The organism is Phaeobacter sp. 11ANDIMAR09, assembly GCF_001294455.1.
In the GTDB taxonomy this organism is placed as follows: Bacteria; Pseudomonadota; Alphaproteobacteria; order Rhodobacterales; family Rhodobacteraceae; genus Pseudophaeobacter.
In genome coordinates this window covers 88985-109945 of the sequence record NZ_LIKT01000005.1, presented here as the reverse complement: position 1 = coordinate 109945, position 20961 = coordinate 88985, and the positions used below count along the sequence as shown (strand labels likewise).

Below are 20961 nucleotides of genomic sequence, written 5' to 3'. Positions count from 1 at the left end.
CTGCGAAAACCATGGCCCAAAGACTGTGATCCTTGGGCCATGGGCATTGGGTCGAGACAGGCTTACTGGTTGCGGATCGGGATCGGCATCTCATCGATCGAGAGTTCGCGCACCAGCTCTGGCACCGCCCATTCCACGCCGTCCTGCACCGTCAGCTTGAAGTGGTACATGGTCTGCAACGCCTGGTGATCCTCGGCGCGGAACCGCATGGTGCCCTTGGGGGTCTCCCATTCCATGCCTTCCATGGCGGTGATCAGCGCTTCGGTATCGGTGGAACCTGCCTTGCGGATCGCCTCAACCGCGGCGATGCCTGCAGCCATGCCCCCTGCGGTGAAGAAATCCGGAGGGCTGTCAAAGCGCTCAAAATGGGTTTTCACCAGCCAGTCGTTCACGTCGTTGTCGGGCAGCTCATAGTAGTAATAGGTGCCGCCTTCCATGCCTTCATAGTCTTTGAAACCTTTGAGGGCTGCGAGGATATTACCAACGCCGGCAAATTCGATGCCAAAGCGGCCGGGATCCATGGCGTGGATCTTGCCCAGCGGGTTGCCACCACCGGCCCAGATCACAAAGAGCTTCTTGGGGCCGTCCAGATCTTTCATCGCATTAAAAATGCGTTCGCCTGCGGCAGTGAAATCGGTGGTATCGGTGGGGGCGTATTCCTCGTGGACGATCTCGATCCCCTGGGTTGCCAGCGCCTCGCGGAAGGCAGCGATCCCGTCGCGACCAAAGGCATAGTCCTGCGCCAGGGTGGCGATCTTGACGTTGTCACCGGCCAGCGCGATGGCGCTCGACACAGCGTCCTGCGACGAGTTGCGCGAGGTGCGGAAGATATAGCGGTTCCAGTTGGAGCCGGTGATGCTGTCGGCCACGGCGGGCTCGACAATCAGGATCTTCTCATATTCTTCAGCAACCGGCAGCATCGCCAGAGCCACGCCAGAACTGACCGGACCAATCGCCAGGTCGACTTCGTCGTCGCCATAGGCTTCTTCGAGCAGCGCTTTGCCGTTTTCCGGCTTCAGCTGAGTGTCTTTTTCAATCATCACGATCGGCTCACCATTGATCTCCATGGTGCCGCCGGTGGCATATTCCAGCCCCAGCATCAGACCGTCGTGACTCTGTTTGGCATAGGCCTCAAACGGGCCGGTCTTGCCATAGATATGGGCAATTTTGATATCTGCGGCGGCGGCAGAAGCCAGCGCCAATGCAGAGACCATTCCTGCAAGCAAAGTGCGTTTCATGTCGTTCCTCCCTGAGGGCGCGCCAATTTATAGGGCTGGCGCAGTCTCGCTCCTGTGCCTTCAGGCTAACGGCGGCCTCACGTTTTGGTCAATTGCAGGGAAATACGTATGTCGCAGCTCTCCCACAGCGAGAGGCTTACTTTGCCTCTCCCCCCGCTGCAAGGTGCCGCGAGGGGAGGGTGGGGAAGGCCGTCAGAGAGTGGCGGCGATTTCTGTGATGACCGCATGGGCCATCATCACGTCGGCTTCGGTGGTTTCAAACTGGCCCGCCTGGAAGCGGATCACCAGATCGCCGTCAACCCGTGTCTGGGTCAGATAAATGCGCCCGTCATCATTGATGGCATTGACCAACCGCAGGTTCAGATCATCCAGATCCGTCGCGCCCTCGGGGGCAAAGCGGAAGGTCCAAAGCGACCACATCGGTGGGGTTATGATCTCAAAATCAGGCTCTAATGCAAGCCTATCATGCAGCTTATTGGACCAATTGATGTGATTGCGCAGCCGTTCGCGCAGGCCCTCCAGGCCATAGGTGCGGATCAGGAACCAGATCTTCAGCGCCCGAAAACGTCGCCCCAGCGGCACCGACCATTCCGAGTAGTTGATGATCCCATCCTTGCCGTGGGTCTTCAGGTATTCCGGGCTGATCGCGAGTGTTTGCACCAGATCATCGGGGTTCTTCAGGAAATGTGCCGAGCAATCAAATTGCACGCCCAACCATTTATGCGGGTTGAAGACGATGCTGTCGGCGCGCTCAACCCCCGGCCAATAGTGGCGATACTCAGGACAGATCATTGCCGATCCGGCCCAAGCGGCGTCGATATGGCTGTAAAGCCCGTATTCTTCGGCGATCTGCAGGCATTCATCCACTGGATCCGTGGCGCCGGTCCCGGTGCCACCAACACAAAGGATCAGCCCGGCAGGCTGCAATCCGGCGGCGATATCCGCTTCGATGGCGCTGCGCAGGGCCGCAGGGTCCATGCCGCGCCAGGTGCCTTTGATCGGCACCCGCACCAGATTCTGCTGGCCGATGCCCGCGACCCAGATGGCGCGATCCACCGAGGTATGGACCTCAGAGGAGCAATAGATCCGCAGGGGTTTCTGTGCGAACAGCCCCTGTTGGTTGCCCTGCCAGTTCAGGGCCTTTTCGCGCATGGTCAGTACCGCTGCCAGCGTGGCTGAGGAGGCCGAATCCTGTATGACGCCCTGGAATTCACCGGGCAGGTCCAACGCCTGACGCAGCCAATCCATCATCCGGGTTTCCATTTCGGTCGCCGCCGGAGAGGTCTGCCAGAGCATGCATTGCGGCGCGATGGCCGAGGTCAGGAATTCCGCCAGGACCGAGGGCGCGGCGGCATTTGAGGTGAAATAGGCAAAGAAGCGTGGGTGTTGCCAATGGGTGATCCCCGGCATCACGATCTCTTCAAAATCGGCAAAGATCGCCTCCATACCCTCACCACCTTCGGGCGGCATGGCGGGCAGGGCATTCAGCACATCGCCGGGTTCGGTAGTGGCGCGGACCGGTTTGTCACCAACGGTCAGATGGTAGTCCTGCGCCCAGTCGGCCACGCGGCGGCCCCAGTCCGAGAATTCATCCCATTTCATTTTCAAAACTCCAGTGTTCGGGCCTTGGCCCGGACAGCCCCCTCCCCACGGGGGGGCTGTCCTATGGTCATGTTAGGGTGCAATAATCGGCTGCGCCTTGAGCGCGCTTTCCTGCGGCTCTGCCCCTTCAAAGGTCGAGCCATGCTCAAACCAACTGCGCGGCGCAGGTTCGCCCCAAAGGGTCTGGCGCTGCGGGTCCGTGAGGGACCACTTGATTGCTTCTAGGTCGGGGTCAACGGTCTGATAGTCGGAACAATAGATCTCGATCCGGTGACCATCGGGGTCCAACACATAGAGGAAAAAGGCGTTGGAGATACCGTGGCGACCGGGGCCGCGCTCGATATTGGCGACATAGCCGGTGGTGGACATCAGATCGAGCAGGTCAATGATGTTGAGCGGCGTCGGTACCCAGAAAGCCGAGTGATGCAGGCGTGGCCCGGTGCCATTGGTAAAGGCCACATCATGCACGCCGCCCTTGCGGTGCATCCAAGCCGCCCAGACCTTACCGCTCTCGTCGTCCTCGGTGTATTCCGTCACTCGGAAACCGATCTCGTTGTAAAAGGCGACAGAGGCATCCACATCCGCCGAGAACATGTTGAAATGGTCGATACGCAGAGGTTTTACCCCGTTATAGAGCCTGTATTTCTGGTGGATCGGCTCCAACCGGTCCATCTTGACGTAGAATTCCAGCGGAATCCCCCAGGGATCGCGGGTGCGCAGGGTCCGGCCCATATGGGGGCGTTCAACCCAGTCCACTGGCAGGCCCTTGGCGGCAAAGAAGTCTGCTGCTTTGTCGAGATCGGGATCGTCATAAAGTTTGAAACCCAACACCCCGACCTCGGCCTTTTCAGCCTGTACCAGCACGATGCAGTGATGGCCACGTTCCTCCATGGCGCGCAGGTAGATGTGGCTGTCGTCCTCCTGTGTGACCTGCAGCCCCAGAGTGTCGACATAGAACCTGCGCGAGGCTGCCAGGTCGGTGACGCGGTATTCCACATGGGACAGCCGGACGATGTTGAACGGCGGATAGAGCACGGGGGCGGGAACGGGCATGGGCAGGCTCCTTAGTGATGAGGGGACTGGAGATTGGGGAAACGCACTGTTATTAACATGTTTAGCTTTTCGTGAAAGCTCTGTCAAATGGTGAAAAATCACCGCCGCAATTGCCTTTGGGCAGGAATATGGGTGATAAACGGGATATGAAAAACAGATTGCCCTCGACTGCCCGTTCTTTGCCAATTGCCCTGCTCCGTGCGCGCGAGCGTGTCATGGGGCCGATCCGCAAGCTGCTAAGCGATGTGGATCTGACGGAACAGCAATGGCGGGTTTTGCGGGTGGTGCAGGAAAGCGACGGCATTGATCCCACCGAGATTGCCGATCAGGCCTGCCTGCTGCTGCCCAGCCTGACCCGCATTCTGCAAAAGCTGGACGAAAAAGGTCTGATCAGCCGGGAACGCGACAAGGTGGACAGGCGCCGCCAGATCATCCGTATCACCGCAGCGGGAGAGAAAATCATCGAGGCCAATATCGCCGCGAGCATTGCCATCGTTGACCGCACCCGCGAGAAAATGGGCGAGGAGCGCTATGAGGCGCTCTTGGATCTGCTGAATGATCTGGACGAAATCGAGCTCTAGCCCTGCGCGTTATCCGGCCCGGCGCAAAAACACCTGCACATCAGCCACATTGGTTCCGGTGCCACCGCAGACCAGCAGGGCCTTTGCGGCTTTGAGCGCAGCATAGCTGTCATTATTGGCCAGCAGGGCTTTGGGATCTGCGCCGGTCTTTGCGATATCTGTCCAGGTTGTGGGGCTCGCAAAGGCACCTGCGGCCTCGGTTGGCCCGTCACGCCCATCTGTTCCGCCAGACAGGAACAACCAGTCCCCACTTAGCTCTGTCGCTCCACGCTGGGCCAGGCGCAGGGCCAGCTCTTGATTGCGCCCCCCACGCCCGTCGCCCTCTAGGCGCACGGTGGTCTCGCCGCCAAAAATTAGAGCCAAAGGCTGATCTGCCGACGCAGCTTTGACCGCTTGCAGGATTTCCTCAACCGCCGCCGCCACATCACCAACCAAATGGTCGCTGACCAGTTCCGGCTGCCAGCCCAGAATGCGGGCGTGGTCCATCATCGCAGCCAGACTGTGCCGGTTAGAGCCGATGAGTGTGTTTTGCACCTCGGGCAGAGGGGGGGCATTGGGTGTGGTTGTCAGATGGGTCTGGACCGAAGTGGGAAGGCCTTCCCAGATCCCGGCCTGTTGCAATATGGCACGCGCTGCGGTCCGGTCGCCCAGGGCCGAAACCGTCGGCCCCGATGCAATGGCTCGTAGATCGTCGCCAATGACATCCGACAGAATATAGGCCTGCACCGGTGCCGGTGCCGCATGGCGCAGCACCCCGCCGCCTTTCAACTCAGAAAGCTGCTGCCGCACCAGGTTCATCTCGTTAATGTCGAGCCCGGAAGCAAGCAGCGCCTGACCAACCTGGGCTTTGTCCGCCAGAGTGAGCCCGGCAGCCGGTGCAACCATCAGCGCTGAGCCGCCCCCTGACACCAGCACTGTGACCCGGTCTCGAGCCGTGGTCTGTGCTAGGAAATCAATCACTGCTGCGCCGGCATTAGCGCTTTCCTGATCCGGGACCGGGTGCGATCCGGCCAGAACCTGCGCGCCGGTAAGTTCTGTCAGATTTTCGGGATTGGTAATGACCAGCGCGCGATGTGGGTTGGGGACATGGGTCAGCATCTCGCGCATCATAGGTACGGCAGCCTTGCCCAGGGCCAGCAGGAAATGCCTGCCGTCTGCGTCCAGTGGCTGCACCGGAGAGGACTGAAGCGCCTGACGCAGCGCCATCTGCGGATTGGCACGGGCCACGGCGGCATCAAACAGGGCGGTGGCATCTTGCAAAAGGCTGGTCATCCGGGTCTCCGACTCGCAGTATCACAGGGCGAGGTCTCGCCCTGTTATCGCTAAAGGTGTCGCGGTTGTGCCCGATGCCAGAGGCAGAGGTCAAGGGGGAGGTCTTTCAGAGAGGCGTCTAGCCTCCGGGCCGGGCGCGCTGCTTGAGGTGGGGGCCCTCTGGCGTGATGCTGTAAAGTGACAGGCTGTGATCTGCATTGCGCATCCGGTGGCGTAGCATCTGCCGGCTGAGTCGGGCCAGGTCCGCCTGAAATTCGCCTATTAGAGCCAGATTCTCCATCTCGCCCGCGCCTCTATGATCAAACAAGAGCGGCGGCAAATCAGCGGCAAACTCCACCAGGCTAAACCGGCCATCTCGCAGGATGGCGAGGTTTGATTCAGAGGTGGAGGTGCCCAGCATCTCCTGCCAGAGCGTCGGCACCTCAGGGTCGCCAAAATCCAACTCGGAAAAGGAATAGTCTCGCCAGTCTGCTGGGGTCTCGCCGTGCAGCAGCGGCAGCAGCGAGGCGCCGTCCATCGCATTGGGGATTTCCTGACCGACCCAGTCGAGAATGGTGGGGGTGAGGTCGATGGATTCGGTGATCTCGCGCACCACAGATCCCGCACGCGCCGCATTGCCAGGCATGCGGATGATCAAAGGTGTCTTATATGCAGCATCAAAGACCGTGAACTTACCCCAACTGTGGCGATCGCCCAGCATTTCGCCATGATCGGCGCTCAGAACAACCAGGGTGTTTTCCTCCTGACCGCTGTCTTTCAGGAATTGCATGACCCGGCCGATATGGGCGTCAACCTCGCTTGCCAGCCCCAGATAGAGCGCCCGCAGGGTCTGGATGTTGTCATCCGTTGGTTCCAGGTCCGGAAACCCCAGGACGGCAGAGGCCGGGGTATAGGCCTGGGTTGTGGGGGAGAAAAACGGATGCATGTCGCATTCATCGGCAACTGTCCCGCGCCGGCTGGGCAGTGGCAGATCAGCAGGATCATAGAGGCTGTTAAAGGGGGCTGGGGCCACCAGCGGGGGGTGGGGGCGAATATAGGTGAGATGGGCGAACCAGCTTTGGTCTTGATAGGCCGGGAGTGTGGCCAGAAACTTGTCGGTCAGAAAGGCGGTGTCGCTGTCTTCTGCCCGGTAGGGGGCGGGATCATTCAGTTTGGCCTTGTCGCCAGTCGGCGAGACGGGTTTGTGCAGATCCCAATAGTCGTCGAACTTATATCCTTTGGTGATCAGATCGGAGCGCCACGGGAAGGACATCTCCAGCCGCATTTCCAGCATCTCCTGGAAGCCGTCCATGTGCTGCTCATAGGTGCGAATGGCCGGATCATTGGGGTGATGCACGCGTGGATCGCGCGCGGTATCCGTGTAGCCAAAAAGCATCGGCGTATAGCCTGCCTTGCGCATTTCACCGGGCAGCGTGGGGGTATCATGGCGCAGCGGGGTGCCATTGCGCACCGAGCGGTGGTTCATCGCATATTGGCCGGTCAGGATCGAGGCGCGCGAAGGACCGCAGGGGTTCACCACGGTATAGTTCTGCTCAAATGTCACCGCCTCGGCCATCAGTGCCCGCAGATTTGGCAGGGCGACGTGTTCTGCCAGGGCGCCGCTCAGACAGTCCGCCCGCAGCTGGTCGATCAGAATGAACAATACGTTCTTTTGCTGGGCCGTATCTTTGCTCATGTGCTGACTTCCTTTGACAGATCTGGTGCCTTGTTGGCCACAGATAAGCCTGTGGCTCGTGATTTGGGAAGAGGCATTTCCACCCCGCATGACCGAAATTGACCGCTTTGTTGGAAGTTTGTGGATTATGACTTGCCTTGTGGGCGATAACGCGGCAGTTTGTGCGATGTTTTTGTCATATTGTGGAGTTTTGCCCGATGCCGCGCCCTGCTACGCCATCTCACCGGGAGGTTGAGCTGTTGGAAACCCTGCGGCGGCTGGGGGGATCTGGGCGTAGTGCTGAGCTGGCCTTGATGCTGGATGTCTCAGAGGAAACCGTGCGCCGCACCATCAAGACACTGGCCAAGGCCGGATCGGTGGAGCGGGTACACGGTGGGGCCTATCTGGTGGGGCCGCGCAGCTCTGGTGAAACAGGCCCTAGTTTTTTCCGGCGCATGGGCGAGAACCCGGATGAGAAAGCCCAGATTGCAGCAGCGGTTTTACCAAAGATCGCGGATGGCATGACGGTGTTCCTCGATGTGGGCTCCACCACCTCTTTTGTGGCCGAGGCGCTGCGGCAACGCCGTAATCTGACGGTGGTGACAAACTCTATCGGTGTGGCGCAGCTATTGGCCAATCACAATGGCAACAGGCTGCACCTGCTGGGCGGTGAAATGTGCAGCGATGATCGTGGCACCTTTGGTCCGGTGGCCGAGGCGCAGGCGGGGCGGTTTGCCTTTGATGTGGTGGTCCTGTCCGCCGACGCGCTGTCGCCCAAATATGGATTGCTGTTCCACAATCCAGCCGAGGCAGAGCTGACGCTTGCCGTCACCGCCGCTGCTGAGCAGGTAATCGTGGTAACCACCCATTCCAAATTTTCTGAAAGCGCCCCGCATCGCGGCCCTGCACCGCAGCATTTGAGCCTCCTGGTCAGTGACCGGGAGCCGGGCAAGAAGCTGGCGCGGGCTTTGACGGACTGGGGAGTCGCTTTTGCCCTGGCCAGCCCAGCAGCCGAGGAGGCGTGACATGGCCATTCTGACCTTTCTCATCAGCCTCGCCGGGGCCACGATGTTTCTGCTTTTTGCGGTGCGGATGGTGCGCACCGGTATCGAACGCAGCTATGGGGCTTCGTTTCAACGTCTGCTGACCGGCACCGGCAGTCAGCTGCAGGCCAGTGGCGTCGGGCTGGGGTTGGCGCTGGTACTGCAAAGCTCGGCGGCGGTGACGCTGCTGGTGACGGGGTTTGCCTCCGGTGGCTATCTCGCCTTTCCCACGGGTCTGGCCATTGTGCTGGGGGGGGATCTGGGCTCGGCGCTGATCATCCAAATCCTGTCGTTCAAGTTGGACTGGCTGGTGCCGGTGCTCTTGGCTGTGGGGGGCTATCTCTTTGTCAAAACCGACGGAAAGAAGACCCGGCAGGCGGGACGTATCCTGATGGGCATCGCCTTTATTCTGATTTCACTGCGGTTCCTGCGCGAGGCGATGGATCCGATCCGCGACAGCGCCTTTCTGCCTGCCGTCGCGGGCTATCTGGCGCGCGACTACATCACCGCTTTTCTGGTGGGGGCTGGGCTTGCCTTTGTCATGCATTCTTCAGTGGCGGCAATTTTGATGTGTGTGACCCTGGTACAGATCGGTGCCATCCCGTTTGAGGCCGGGTTATCGCTGGTTTTGGGGGCCAATTTTGGATCGGGGTTCATTCCTGTTTGGCTCAGCCGTGGTATGTGCCAGAGCGCCCGGCGCATTCCCTATGCCAACCTTGGGTTGCGTGGTGCCTGGGCGGTGATTTGCCTTTTGCTGCTCAATACCCCGGTCTCTGGCGATCTGTTGGGCGAGCTGTTTGGCGCCCAGGCGGGTGGCCAAATGCTGGTCTATGTGCATCTGGCCTTCAATAGTTCGCTCTTGGTGTTGGCACTGCCAATCTGCGCGCGGATCGAGCCCCTGATGCGGCATCTGATGCCTGAAACCCCCGCGCCGGACCCCGGTCTGACGGGCAGGCCTGCAAGCGCCTTGGAGCCGGGCATCTATGGTCCTTCGGCGCAGGTTTTGGCCAACCTCAAACGAGAGCTGCTCAGGATGAGCGATCTGGTGGAGACGATGTTTCGCCCGCTGGCCGATCTGTATCAAAGCGGGGACCCGGAGCAGATCAAGGCGCTGCAGGCTCTGGACCTCGAAGTGGACAGCTGCCTGTCAGGAATACGCGCCTATGTGGCAGAGATCCCCGCCGAAGGGTTCAGCCAAGGTGAGTTGAAGCAGGCGCGCGAAATGGTGGAATATGCCATCCGTCTGGAAACGGCCGGCGATGTCGCGGCACGGCGGCTGGCGGTACTGGCGGCACGGTTGAACAAAAAGAACCTGCGGTTCTCAAGCGAGGGCTGGACGGAGATTTTGCATATGCATGAAGCGATCATGGCCAATCTGCGGCTGGCATCGAATGTGCTGATCTCCAATGATTTGGAAAGCGCGCGATTGCTCAACCTGGAAAAAACCGAGTTGAAACGGATGGAGCGCGACAGCCGCAAGCGGCACCTGAAGCGGCTGCAAAACAATAAGCGCCACAGCTTTGACACCTCGGATATTCATCTGGAAACCCTGCGGGCGCTGCGCGAGTTCAACAGCCATGTGGCAGCGGTCTCTTATCCTTTACTCTATCAGAATGGCCAGCTGTTGGAGACCCGATTGATCGAAGAAATGGAAGCCAGCTGATCCAAATTCAGGCTCTAAATAGGCCGAATGACGCCATAACAGAAAGGTTTTCCAAAATATGACGCCCTTTGTCGTCGCGATTATTCTGTCTGCTGCCATGCTGCACGCGGTGTGGAATGCCATTGTTAAAACCGCCTCGGATCGCACCACGACCCTGGGGCTGGTGGCGCTGGGTCATGTGATCCCCGGGGCCGTCATGGTGGCCTATCTGCCGCTGCCCGAACTGGAAAGCCTGGGCTATGTGGCGCTGTCGACACTGATCCATTTTGGCTATTTCTACATGCTGGGGCAGGCCTACAAACACGGTGATCTGAGCGTCGTCTACCCGATTGCGCGCGGCATCGTACCGGCGCTGGTGGCGCTTTGGGCGATGGTCTTTGCCGGTGAGTTTTTGCCTCTGCAGGCCTGGGTGGGCATTGCGCTGATCGGTCTGGGTATCCAGCTGAGCAGCTGGCGGGCGCTGCGCTCTGGGGTGGGGCGCACGGCGCTCTATTATGCGCTGGGCACCGGGTTTTGCATCTCGCTTTACTCGCTGGTCGATGGGCTGGGGGTGCGCCTGTCGGGCAATACGCTCAGCTATTGGGCCTGGGGGGCCTTTGGGCATCTGTTTGTTGCCGGATTTATCGGGCTGCGCAAACGCCAGCAGTTGCATCAGATTCCTGTACGCAGCTGGGCAATTGGTATTGCCGGTGGTTTTGTTTCAATGACGGCCTATGGGTTGGTGCTCTTTGCCAAGAACTTTGCACCGCTTGGGGCGGTCTCTGCCCTGCGGGAAACTTCGGTGATTTTTGCCGCCTTGATTGGGTTTGTTTTTTTGCGGGAAGGCAACTGGATGCGCCGTCTTGGAGCAGCTGTTGTTATGGCCTTCGGCGTGGCTCTGATCGGACTGTCCGTTTGAGCTGCTGGCCAGAGCAGGGTTTTCAGGCTGATGGTTTGGCAGGCATTTTCCCTTGGCCTGCTATCCTGTTGATCTGTTTACATTGACGGAATGGATCTAGGGGCGCACACTCCTGTTACAACACCTCCTTATTCTCCCAGGGTTGAGGGGAATCGAGCGGTGTTGTTCACAAACTGGAGCCATGTTTTGCGATGTTGCGGCATTTTGGCCTTATCAGTTTTTGAAACTGTCACTGTTTGTTGGGCGCAATGCCCCGCACTCTTTTGAGACTAAAAACAATAATAAACGTCACCAACAAACCCAACTGGGAGAAATTTGAATATGACTACCAAATCTAGCGTCACGCGCCGGACCCTGCTGAAAAGTGCCGGTGCGGCTGCTCTTGCGGCACCTCTGTATTCCAAGAGCGCACTGGCGTCTTCGGGTGAAATCAACATTCTGATGTGGTCGGACTACCTGCCACCAGCCTTCATCGAAGGCTTTGAAGCCAAGACCGGCATCAAGGTGAACTACACTGGTATTGGCTCGAACGAGGAAATCATCAACAAGATGAAGGCCACCAAGGGCCAGGGCTTTGACATTGTCTCGCCCACCAACAACCGTTCGCTGCAGTGGGGGCCGCTGGAGCTGCTGAAGCCCTTTGACATGAGCAAGGTCAACATCGACGCGGTGAACCCTGCGATGGCCAAGATCGGCACGGATGCGTGGAACTTTGAAGGGTCCGGCGTGCATTGGCTGCCACATATCTGGGGTACCGAAGGCATTGCTTATCGTACCGACAAATGGCTGCCAGCGGGCGATGCGCCTTCTTACGGTGATGTTTGGTCCGAAGAAAACGCCGGCAAAACCATGGGTCGCGCTCATTCGATGATGTTGGGTGCCGGTCTTTACATGGAAGCCTCTGGCGAGATGGATCAGGGATCTGTCTGGGCGGCCTATGGTGACGAAGACACCATGCGCGAAGTCTGGGGCAAAATCACCGATTGGTGCATGGCGCGCAAAGACCGCATCAAACTGATCTGGAACGATGCTGATACGCAGAAAAACGGCCTGCTGAACGAAGGTGTTGTTGTTGGCCAGACCTGGGATGGTCCGCCACTGGCTCTGAAAGCCGCCGGTGAGCCCGTGCATTATCAAGCCCCTGTTGAGGGTGCGATGGCCTGGGTTGACGGGATGTCCATGCCGGTTGGCGCCAAGAACGAAGAGCAGATCTATGCCTTCATCGACTATGCCTTCCAGCAGGAACCTGCGGGCAAAGCGATCGACAGCCATGGCTATAACTCGCCGGTTCTGGGGGCCGATAGCTTCTCGGGCGACGTCTACAAAAAGAACTTTGCCGAAGCCTATCCTGGCAGCAGCCTGGCCAACCTGAACCCATGGCCTGCTGAAGCGCCCTGGTACGCCGAGGTGCGGACTGAGTTCGTCAACAAATTCAAAAGCGCCTGATCCGTTTTTGACATCAAACTGGTTCCCGGATCTTCCGGGGGCCAGCCTGGGCGCCATGCCATGGATCATGGGGCGCGTGAACACATCTGAATGAACAGAAACAGCCTGTTTGCGCCGGGGGTATTCTCCACCGGGCACGAGAGCTGTGAGCTGAGGAGAGACCACATGAGTGCTGGGGTCGGCGTAGATCTTGAAAACCTCTGGATCCGCTTTGGAGATTTTGTCGCCGTGCGCGACGCAAATGTGCATATCAAGGGGGGCGATTTCTTTTCCTTCCTTGGACCTTCGGGCTGCGGCAAGACCACGATCTTGCGGGCTGTGTCCGGCTTTCTGGACCCCAGTGAAGGCCAGGTGCTGATCGGCGGGAATGACATGAAGGGCATCGGCCCGAACAAACGTCCTACCGCGCTGATTTTTCAGAACCTGGCGCTGTTTCCGCTGATGAAGGTCTGGGAAAACATCACCTTCTCGATGGAGATCAAGGGCGCCTCTGCCAAGGAGCGTCGCAAGCGCGCCGATGAGCTGCTGGACATGATCGCTCTGCCGGGGCAGGGCGATAAGCTGCCTTCCGAGCTCTCCGGCGGCCAGCGTCAGCGGGTTGCGATCGCCCGTGCGCTTTGTGCGGAACCGGATGTTTTGCTGCTGGATGAGCCGCTTTCGGCTTTGGATCTGAAACTGCGCCAGCATATGCGTACCGAGCTACGCGAGATCCAGCAGCGGGTGGGCATTACCTTTATCTATATCACCCATGACCAGGGTGAGGCCCTGACCATGTCGGACAATATCGCGGTGATGCGCGCCGGGGTGATCGACCAGATCGGCGATGGCAAGACCATCTACAACGATCCTTCAACTGCTTTTGCCGCCTCCTTTGTTGGCGAAAACAACGTCTTCCGCGGCACGGTCAAACAGGTGCAGGGCGATACCGCGATGATCTCGACCAATCGTTCGGGTGATTTGCTGGCGCGGATTTCCTCGGCCAACAAGGGCAAGATGAAGCCGGGCGATGACGCCATGATGTTCATCCGCCCCGAGGCCTTTGCGCTGGCCCCCGTTGGCACCGAGGGCGATCACTTTGTCACCGCCACCGTCACCAATGAGGAATTTGAAGGCAATACCTTCAATATCTTCATGGAAGGAGAGGGCGGCAAGGAGATGAAAGTGTCCTTGCCAAATCTTGGGCAGTCTTTTGACAGCCACAAGGGGGAACCGATGACCCTGCAATATGATGTCCAGAACGCTGTGGCCCTGCCCGCTGGCGATCTGGCCACCGAATAGGAGGTGCGGCAATGCCTCGTTTCCTAAAAGAGTTCTTTGACCGCAACGGCTTTGGTATCGGGTCGCTGATGCTGGGGCTGGTGCTGTTCTGGACCGTCGGTCTGATCATCCTGCCGCAGCTGTCGATGCTGGATTTCTCCTTTAGACCCAACCTGCCGCCGCCTGAGATCGGTGGGCCAAAAGACGTCTACACGATGGAGAATTACAAATATCTGGTCTTTGGCCCCGAAGGCGGCAGCCAGGACTACAACGCGGTTGATCTCAAGGTGTTCTACCGCACCCTGATCGCGGCGGTTTTTGTCACCATCTTCAACCTGATCCTATGCTACCCGATCGCCTATTACCTGGCCCAGACCAAGGGCAATCACATCCGCATTTTTGCGCTGATGCTGATCATTCCCTACTGGATCAACGAGATCCTGCGGGCCTTTGCGCTGCGCATCATCTTTGGTGAAACCGGGGTGCTCAACAATCTGCTGGTGGCGGCTGGAATATTCGACACGCCCTTTGACTTTGTCCGCAACGATATCGCGCTTTATGCGGGTCTGGGCTATGCCTATATCCTGTTGATGATCTTTCCGATCTACAACGTCATCGAAAGCCTGGATCGCAACCAGATCGAGGCGGCGCGTGACATGGGGGCCAGCTGGCCCATGATCCATCGTCGGGTGGTCATCCCCTATGCCAAACCGGGGATCAGCTCCGGCTGTACCATGGTGTTTATGCTCTCGGCTGGGGCACTGGCGGCACCGCAGATCCTGGGCGGTCCTTCGTCGCTTTGGTTTACCCAGCTGATCTATCAGCAATTCAACGACAACTCTGACTGGCCACAGGGCGCGGCCTATGCCGTGGTGCTGCTGGTGACCTGTATCCTCTTGGTGCTTGCACTGATGCGAGTCTTCAAGGTGAACATGGGGGATATCGGCAAATGAAGAACCTCTCATTTATGCGTCTGAGCATCTGGATCTATTTGGCGGTCTTCTTTGCCTATCTGCTTGGGCCTCTGGTGATCATGTCTGTTACCGCCTTCAACTCGCCAGAGTTCCCGCGGGCGACGCCCTGGGAATGCCTGACCTTTGAATGGTTCTCGGCGCTGTTTCAGGATGAGCGGATCCTGAACGGTATCAAGAACTCAATCCTTGTTGGGGCTGGCACTGTTGTCTTGTCGGTGGCGATGGGTCTGGCTGGGGCGCTGATGCTGACCCAGATCTGGCCCAAACTGCGGGCGACCTATTACACCATCATCATTGCACCGATCCTGGTGCCGGGTGTGGTCATTGGTATCTCGACACTGGTGTTCTGGGACCGGATCAACCGTATGGTTGGACTGGGGGCAGACAGTTTCCTGTCCAACGGCTTGTTCCTGACGGTGATTGGCCAGTCCACCTTTATTGCCAGCTACTGCATGCTGGTGCTGGTGGCGCGTCTGCAGCGCTATGACACAGCCCTGACCGAGGCGGCACTGGACTTGGGCGCGACCCATGCCCAGGCCTTTCGCAAGGTGCTTTTGCCCTTCATGAAGCCCGCCATCGCCTCGGCTGCGGTGCTGGCCTTCCTGGCGAGCTTTGAAAACTACAACACCACCACCTTCACCTTTGGGGAATACCCAACCCTTACCATCGAACTGGCCCAAAAGGTCCGCTACGGCATCACTCCTGCGATTTCGGCTCTGGCCTTTATCATTGTGTTGCTCACGGTCTTTGCCGCCCTGTTCAACGAGGCCAATATCCGCCGCAAAGAACTGGTGGCCGAGGCCCGCAAAGAGGCCACGGTGGAAGAGCTGAGCTCAGGTCAGTTCAAACTGCCAGGGTTCCTTAGCTCCAACTGGGCGGCTGTTGCCCTGGTGATTGTGGCCTGTGCGACGGTTGCGGTGGTGGGCACAGCCAGTGTCTATAGTCCGCAGCAGTGCATCGCCGATGTTCAGGAGCAAAAGCGCCTGGAGACGGAGCTGCGCATTCAGGAGTTGCAACGCCAGCGTGAACTGCGCCGCCAGCAGCAAGAGGCAGAGCAGGGCAGCAGTACCGCCCCGGGCCAGTCTCAGCCTGCGGATAACAACTCAGGTTTTGGTGGGGTCTTTGCTCCAACCAATCTTGAAGGCGAAGCAGAGACAGAAGCCGAAGACACAGGGAATAACTCTGGTTTTGGTGGTGTCTTTGCGCCCAACAGCCTGAACAGTGAAGAGGAAAGCGAGGGCGCGGGCAACTGATCCTGCACCACCTTTGACCACAAGAAAAACCCCGCCCTGCAGAGATGCCGGGCGGGGTTTGCTATTGCAGATTGTCTGTTGATCTAGGCCGTCAGAGGCTTGGAAAACAAAAGACCCGGTGCATCCTCCGCCAGGGGGGCACCAGAGAGTCGCGCCATATGCCAGGCCAGCGCCTGATTGCTGCTGACCACCGGTTTACCCAGACGTTGCTCCAGATCTGCAATGATGTCCAGCGTGCGCAGATTGGTACAACTGAGGAACACCGCCTCGACCTCTGGGTTTGATCCGACCTCCAGTGCTGCTGCGTGGATCGAGGCGGGATCTATCCGCGCCACATTGGCTTCGACCTCTTCACCAAAGGAGACCATGGCAGGAACGCCATAGCCCGCGGCCTCGAATGTGCGCTGCATGGGGCCTGAAACAGTGTCTATATAGGGCGAAACCAGCCCGATTTTAGAGATTTCAAGCGCCGCAAAAGCCGCGAGTGTGGCGCTGAGCGGTTGGGCAACATGCCGGGTATTCACGGCGCCCTGAACCAATTCGCGTACCCGGTCCACACCGATCAGCGTAGTGCCCGAGGTACAGCCGTAGGCCACGGCGTCAAACTCGGCAGCCTGCGGCAGGAGGGCGGCAGCCGCAGGCAGGTCGCGCCCCATCTGGGCAATGGTATCGGGGGTGAGCTCTGCCCCCGAAGGGATGCGGTTGATATAGAGCGCCACATCCTGCGCCACAAAGAGGCGGCGGAAATCCTGTTCGATGGTCTCGTCCACCTGCAGGGCGATCAGCCCCAGTGTGGCTGCAGAACCGATCGGGCCGGTCAGACGATAGGGGAAATGGCTCATGCTTCGGGCTCCTCAGCGGGGTAGTTGCCAGACAGTTGCCGACAATCTGTGGCTCTGCAAGAGGCAAGCCACCCTGACCCAAATGCCGCTGCAGATCTACGGGGCCCGAGGGGCGCGGGTACTGCGCTTTGCTACAACTTTGGGGAAAAGCCACAGTTTTGCCCTCAGCTGCCTTGTCTTCACCGCAGTTGGGCCGAGTCGTTAACGCTTTCCTATGTCAGGTCTAGCGAATTGAAGCGGATTCCCGGCAAGGCCTGGCACTGGCCCAACGCCGCATTCGCAGGTTAGGGACAAAGTCTTCATGGCTGTTTTGGATAATGCTATCTGGTTGACCGGGGTCAACAGTACTGCTGAAAGCGGGAGTACAACCCTCGTGGAGGCTGGCCATAGCACCACCGTCACCGGCACTTTTACCGAAAAAGCCTGGGACGCCAGCCAGTCAGGCTATGGGGTCTCCGATTTTGGCGCCTTTGGCATTAGCGAACCGATCACGGCGCGCTACGACTTTTCCAATCCGGTGACCTCCCTGTCCTTTGATCTGCAACATGTGAATTCCTCTGGCAGCAGCCATGATGACAAATTCACCCTGCGCATTCTGGATGCCTCTGGCGCTTTGATCCCGGCCGAGCGGGTAATCGCCGGCCTGACCGGCCTGACCCATCAGAGCGTAACGATAAACGCCGATGGCACCGTCACAATCGAAGCCGAGGGCGGCTCTGCCGATACCATTGGTGTCAGTATCGCCGGACCAGTATCACAGCTTTCTGTGACCTACGACAATGGCGGCGACGCTGCTTTGTCTGGGGGGGCGGGGATTTCGGATCTCAGTTTTACGATCCCACCTGCGCTAAACTACATTGTAGAGGGCACCGGCGGCGATGATCTGATTGATGTCAACTATCTGGGCGACCCCGAAGGCGACCAGGTCGACAACAGCGACGCGCTGGACGGGTCGCAGGACGATGTGATCGAAGCCGGGGACGGCAATGACACCGTGCTGGCGGGCGAGGGCAATGATTCAATCGAGGCCGGGGACGGCGATGATTATGTTGAGGGTGGCGAGGGCGATGACACCCTGCGCGGTGGTTGGGGCGACGACACCCTGTATGGCGGCGATGGCAACGACCAGCTCGAGGGCCTCTATGGCAATGATCTGATCTATGCGGGTGCCGGGGATGATCATGTCTTTGGCCGTGATCAGGATGATCTGATCTATGGCGAAGAGGGCAACGATACCCTGATCGGTAGCATGGGCACCGATACGGTCTGGGGCGGCGAAGGCAATGACCTCCTGGCCGGCAGTCAAGGCAATGATGAAATCCACGGTGGCGCTGGCAATGACCTCGCCTTTATCGGCGTCCATGAGGGGTCGGACAGTATCTACCTGGATGAGGGCAATGACTTCCTCGATGGTGGCTCGGCGGGTTCTTCCTTTTATGGCGAGGGCGGCAGTGGCGATGACCGAATGAACAGCGGTGTTGGCGATGACACTCTGTTTGGCGACAGTGGCCGCGACACGCTGCACGGCGGCAGTGGCGCGGATGCGCTGGACGGGGGCAGCGAAGCCGATAGTATTGAGGGCGGCAGCGGGAATGATACGCTGACCGGGGGAACCGGGGCCGATACCCTGTCAGGTGGCGATGACCGCGACCTGTTTCATGGGGGCGCGGGCGATAGCGTTGATGGTGGCGAAGGCGGCGATGACCACGACGTGCTTGATCTGCGCGGAGCGGGGCGCAGCAGAGTCACCTATGACCCGGATGATGGTGAGGCCGGAACGGTCGATTTCCTCGATGATGACGGCACTGTCACCGGTACGCTGACCTTTGAAAACATTGAAGAAGTGATCGAGGAAACCGTAGCCTGCTTTACCCCCGGTGCGATGATCCTGACGCCGCAGGGCGAGGTTGCGGTGGAAGAGATCGAGGTCGGGGATCAGGTGATGACCCTGGATCACGGCGCCCAAACGGTGCGCTGGATTGGCACGCGGCAGTTGCAAGCCGCCGATCTGGCGGCGCGCCCAGCCTTTAATCCCGTGCAAATCGCGGCTGGCGCCTTGGGCGAGGGGCTGCCGAAGCAGGACCTGCTGGTCTCGCCGCAGCATAGAATGCTGCTGAGCAGTGCTCATGCGGAAATGCTGTTTGGTGAGCCAGAGGTGCTGGCCGCCGCCGTCAATCTGGTGAACGAGCGGAGCGTTCGGCGCGCCTACCCGCAGGCGGTCACCTATATCCATCTGATGTTTGACTGCCACGAAATTATCCGAGCCAATGGTGCCTGGACCGAGAGTTTTCAACCCGGTGATCTCACCCTGTCCGGCATGGGGGTTGCTCAGCGGGAAGAGCTGCTGGCCCTGTTTCCTGAGGCGGAGATTTCAGCGCAGGGCTTTGCTGCCGCACGACCTGCGCTGAAAGCCTATGAGACGGAAATCTTGCTGGAGATGGCAGTGGGCACCAGCGGGTCTTGAGGGCAGCCTCCAGGATATGCGCATGAAACGGGTCGTCTATAAGACGGCACTGATCTAGGACAGGGGTACTGTTTCAAGGAGCCCTCCATGGCCGTCCCCTCTTCGCCTGCAATCGATCTTTCCTCCGGCCTGCTTTTGGCAGCTCTGGCGCTTGTCTGGGGGGGATCGTTCTTTTTTGCCGAGGTCGCCCTGCGGGAGCTGCCGCCCCTGACCATCACCCTGTTTCGCGTGGCGCTGGCGCTGCCTGTGTTGTTTCTGGTGGTGCGGCTTAAAGGTATTGCCATTCCGCGTGGTGCCACGATCTGGGGGGCTTACCTTGGCATGGGGGCATTGAACAACGCCCTTCCCTTTTCACTGATCTTTTGGGGGCAGACCCAGATCGAAAGCGGGTTGGCCTCAATCCTCAACGGGACCACTGCGATGTTTGGGGCTGTAGTGGCGGGGCTGCTGCTCAAGGATGAGCCACTGACGCCGCAAAAGCTAGTGGGGGCAGGCCTGGGGTTTCTGGGGGTTGCGGTGATCATGGGGCCAGCGGCGCTGACCTCGCTGGATCCGCGCAATCTGGCACAGCTGGCGGTGCTGGCGGCGGCCTTTTCCTATGCCCTGGCCAGCGTCTGGGGAAAGCTGTTCCTAGGGGGCCAGCCACCCTTGATGAATGCGCTGGGGATGGTGACTGGCAGTACGGTGCTGATGTTGCCGCTGGTGCTCTATATCGATGGCGTGCCGCGCTTTGAACTATCCATTGACGTTTGGGGCGCCTTGCTTGGCATTGCTGTGTTGTCGACTGCCCTGGCCTATCTGATGTATTTTGAGATCCTGCGTCGGGCGGGCTCGGCCAACCTGATGCTGGTGACTCTGCTGATCCCGCCAGTGGCTGTTGCTCTGGGGGCAGGGTTCCTGGGCGAGCAGCTGGGCACCGAGGCCTTTACCGGCTTTGTGATTATCGGGCTGGGACTGGTTGTGACCGATGGCCGCCTGCCCAGATTGTTGCTGGGCAAGCGGTCGGCCTGATCTTGGTTCAGGCGCCTGGGTTCACCGCATCGGGGTGAGCCTTGGCAAAGGCCGGATGTGCGGCGCAGGCTGTCTCAACAGCAGTGATGCGTGGCATGTCCGAAAAATCAGCCCCCCAGCGCCGCGCGTTGTACAGCTGCGGCATCAGGCAGATATCCGCCAGACCGGGCGTATCGCCAGTGCAATAGGGGTTCTGGTCATAGCCCGCCAACAGGGCTTCAAATGCCTGAAGGCCGGGACGGATGAAATGCACCATCCAATTGCCTGGCATGCCCTCTGCACCACCAGAGAGCTGGGTGGCCTGTTTCGCCACCTGCAGGTTGCAGACCGGGTGCAGATCCACCGCAATGGCATGGGCCAGAGCCTGAACCTGAACCCGCGCGGCAGGGTCCTTTGGCAACAGACCCAGGTCGCGGGTCTGATCCAGGTAGTCCAGAATGGCCAGAGATTGCGTCATGCGCAGCCCGTCGATATCGAGCACCGGCACAAAACCCTGCGGATTGCGGGCCAGATGTTCGGGGCTTTTGTGCTCGCCCTTGACCAGATCAATGCTGATGGACTGGTAGTCGATGCCAGCCAGATTAAGCGCAATGCGCAGGCGGTAGCTGGCGGAGGAACGCCAATAGTCGAAGAGAACGGTGTCGTGCATCACTGATCTTTCATGAAAAGGGTCTAACATTGGGAAAATGGGCAACCGAAGCCTCTCCGGT

17 protein-coding genes are annotated in these 20961 nt (G+C 59.2%); 10 read left to right on the top strand and 7 right to left on the bottom strand.

Translation table 11 applies throughout. The features are described from left to right. Window positions 1–62: 62 nt before the first annotated feature. From AN476_RS06040 to hpaD, 3 genes are all read right to left on the bottom strand, one after another. A complete protein-coding gene (locus AN476_RS06040) occupies window positions 63–1238 on the bottom strand; it encodes a substrate-binding domain-containing protein (RefSeq protein WP_054460085.1) in 1176 nt (391 codons plus the stop codon). A gap of 192 nt (window positions 1239–1430) precedes the next feature. Next, window positions 1431–2840, bottom strand: a complete 1410-nt coding sequence (locus tag AN476_RS06035; RefSeq protein ID WP_054460084.1) for a pyridoxal-dependent decarboxylase — start codon at window positions 2838–2840, stop codon at window positions 1431–1433. Between the two features lie 72 nt (window positions 2841–2912). After that, a complete protein-coding gene (gene hpaD / locus AN476_RS06030) occupies window positions 2913–3893 on the bottom strand; it encodes a 3,4-dihydroxyphenylacetate 2,3-dioxygenase (RefSeq protein WP_054460083.1) in 981 nt (326 codons plus the stop codon). A gap of 146 nt (window positions 3894–4039) precedes the next feature. Here hpaD and hpaR point away from each other — a divergent pair, with 146 nt between their 5' ends. Continuing rightward, window positions 4040–4474, top strand: coding sequence for a homoprotocatechuate degradation operon regulator HpaR (gene hpaR, locus AN476_RS06025; RefSeq protein ID WP_054460196.1), 435 nt, complete (start codon window positions 4040–4042; stop codon window positions 4472–4474). 9 nt (window positions 4475–4483) lie between these two features. Here hpaR and AN476_RS06020 read toward each other — a convergent pair whose 3' ends face one another. Both AN476_RS06020 and AN476_RS06015 read right to left on the bottom strand, forming a co-directional pair. Further along, window positions 4484–5746, bottom strand: a complete 1263-nt coding sequence (locus AN476_RS06020; RefSeq protein ID WP_054460082.1) for a glycerate kinase — start codon at window positions 5744–5746, stop codon at window positions 4484–4486. Window positions 5747–5864: 118 nt separating this feature from the next. Continuing rightward, a complete protein-coding gene (locus tag AN476_RS06015) occupies window positions 5865–7421 on the bottom strand; it encodes an alkaline phosphatase family protein (RefSeq protein WP_054460081.1) in 1557 nt (518 codons plus the stop codon). A 197-nt stretch (window positions 7422–7618) separates the two neighbouring features. On the opposite strand from AN476_RS06015, the gene AN476_RS06010 reads away from it, so the two are divergent. The 7 genes from AN476_RS06010 (at window position 7619) to AN476_RS05980 (ending at window position 15934) form a co-directional block, all read left to right on the top strand. Next, window positions 7619–8425 carry a DeoR/GlpR family DNA-binding transcription regulator gene (locus AN476_RS06010; RefSeq protein WP_054460080.1) on the top strand — a complete coding sequence of 269 codons (807 nt, stop codon included), beginning with the start codon at window positions 7619–7621 and terminating at the stop codon, window positions 8423–8425. Window position 8426: 1 nt separating this feature from the next. Continuing rightward, window positions 8427–10106: a Na/Pi cotransporter family protein gene (locus AN476_RS06005; RefSeq protein ID WP_054460079.1), complete on the top strand. Its 1680-nt coding sequence runs from the start codon at window positions 8427–8429 to the stop codon at window positions 10104–10106. 58 nt (window positions 10107–10164) lie between these two features. Next, window positions 10165–11004, top strand: coding sequence for an EamA family transporter (locus tag AN476_RS06000; protein ID WP_054460078.1), 840 nt, complete (start codon window positions 10165–10167; stop codon window positions 11002–11004). A 321-nt stretch (window positions 11005–11325) separates the two neighbouring features. Next, on the top strand, window positions 11326–12450 hold the full coding sequence (locus AN476_RS05995) for an extracellular solute-binding protein (RefSeq protein WP_054460077.1): 1125 nt from the start codon (window positions 11326–11328) through the stop codon (window positions 12448–12450). 165 nt (window positions 12451–12615) lie between these two features. Then, a complete protein-coding gene (locus tag AN476_RS05990) occupies window positions 12616–13728 on the top strand; it encodes an ABC transporter ATP-binding protein (protein ID WP_054460076.1) in 1113 nt (370 codons plus the stop codon). Window positions 13729–13739: 11 nt separating this feature from the next. After that, the gene (locus tag AN476_RS05985) at window positions 13740–14660 is read left to right on the top strand and encodes an ABC transporter permease (RefSeq protein WP_054460075.1); all 921 of its coding nucleotides are present in this window, start codon (window positions 13740–13742) and stop codon (window positions 14658–14660) included. Further along, a complete protein-coding gene (locus AN476_RS05980) occupies window positions 14657–15934 on the top strand; it encodes an ABC transporter permease (RefSeq protein ID WP_054460074.1) in 1278 nt (425 codons plus the stop codon). Before AN476_RS05985 ends, AN476_RS05980 begins: the two co-directional genes overlap by 4 nt. 83 nt (window positions 15935–16017) lie before the next feature. Here the strand turns inward: AN476_RS05980 and AN476_RS05975 are convergent, their stop codons facing one another. Beyond that, on the bottom strand, window positions 16018–16776 hold the full coding sequence (locus AN476_RS05975) for an aspartate/glutamate racemase family protein (RefSeq protein WP_054460073.1): 759 nt from the start codon (window positions 16774–16776) through the stop codon (window positions 16018–16020). Window positions 16777–17077: 301 nt separating this feature from the next. Here AN476_RS05975 and AN476_RS05965 point away from each other — a divergent pair, with 301 nt between their 5' ends. Both AN476_RS05965 and AN476_RS05960 read left to right on the top strand, forming a co-directional pair. Next, window positions 17078–19240: a Hint domain-containing protein gene (locus tag AN476_RS05965; protein WP_054460071.1), complete on the top strand. Its 2163-nt coding sequence runs from the start codon at window positions 17078–17080 to the stop codon at window positions 19238–19240. 87 nt (window positions 19241–19327) lie between these two features. Beyond that, window positions 19328–20251, top strand: coding sequence for a DMT family transporter (locus AN476_RS05960; RefSeq protein WP_054460070.1), 924 nt, complete (start codon window positions 19328–19330; stop codon window positions 20249–20251). A gap of 7 nt (window positions 20252–20258) precedes the next feature. On the opposite strand, the gene maiA is transcribed toward AN476_RS05960, so the two are convergent. Next, window positions 20259–20900: a maleylacetoacetate isomerase gene (gene maiA, locus AN476_RS05955; protein WP_054460069.1), complete on the bottom strand. Its 642-nt coding sequence runs from the start codon at window positions 20898–20900 to the stop codon at window positions 20259–20261. Window positions 20901–20961: the final 61 nt, after the last annotated feature.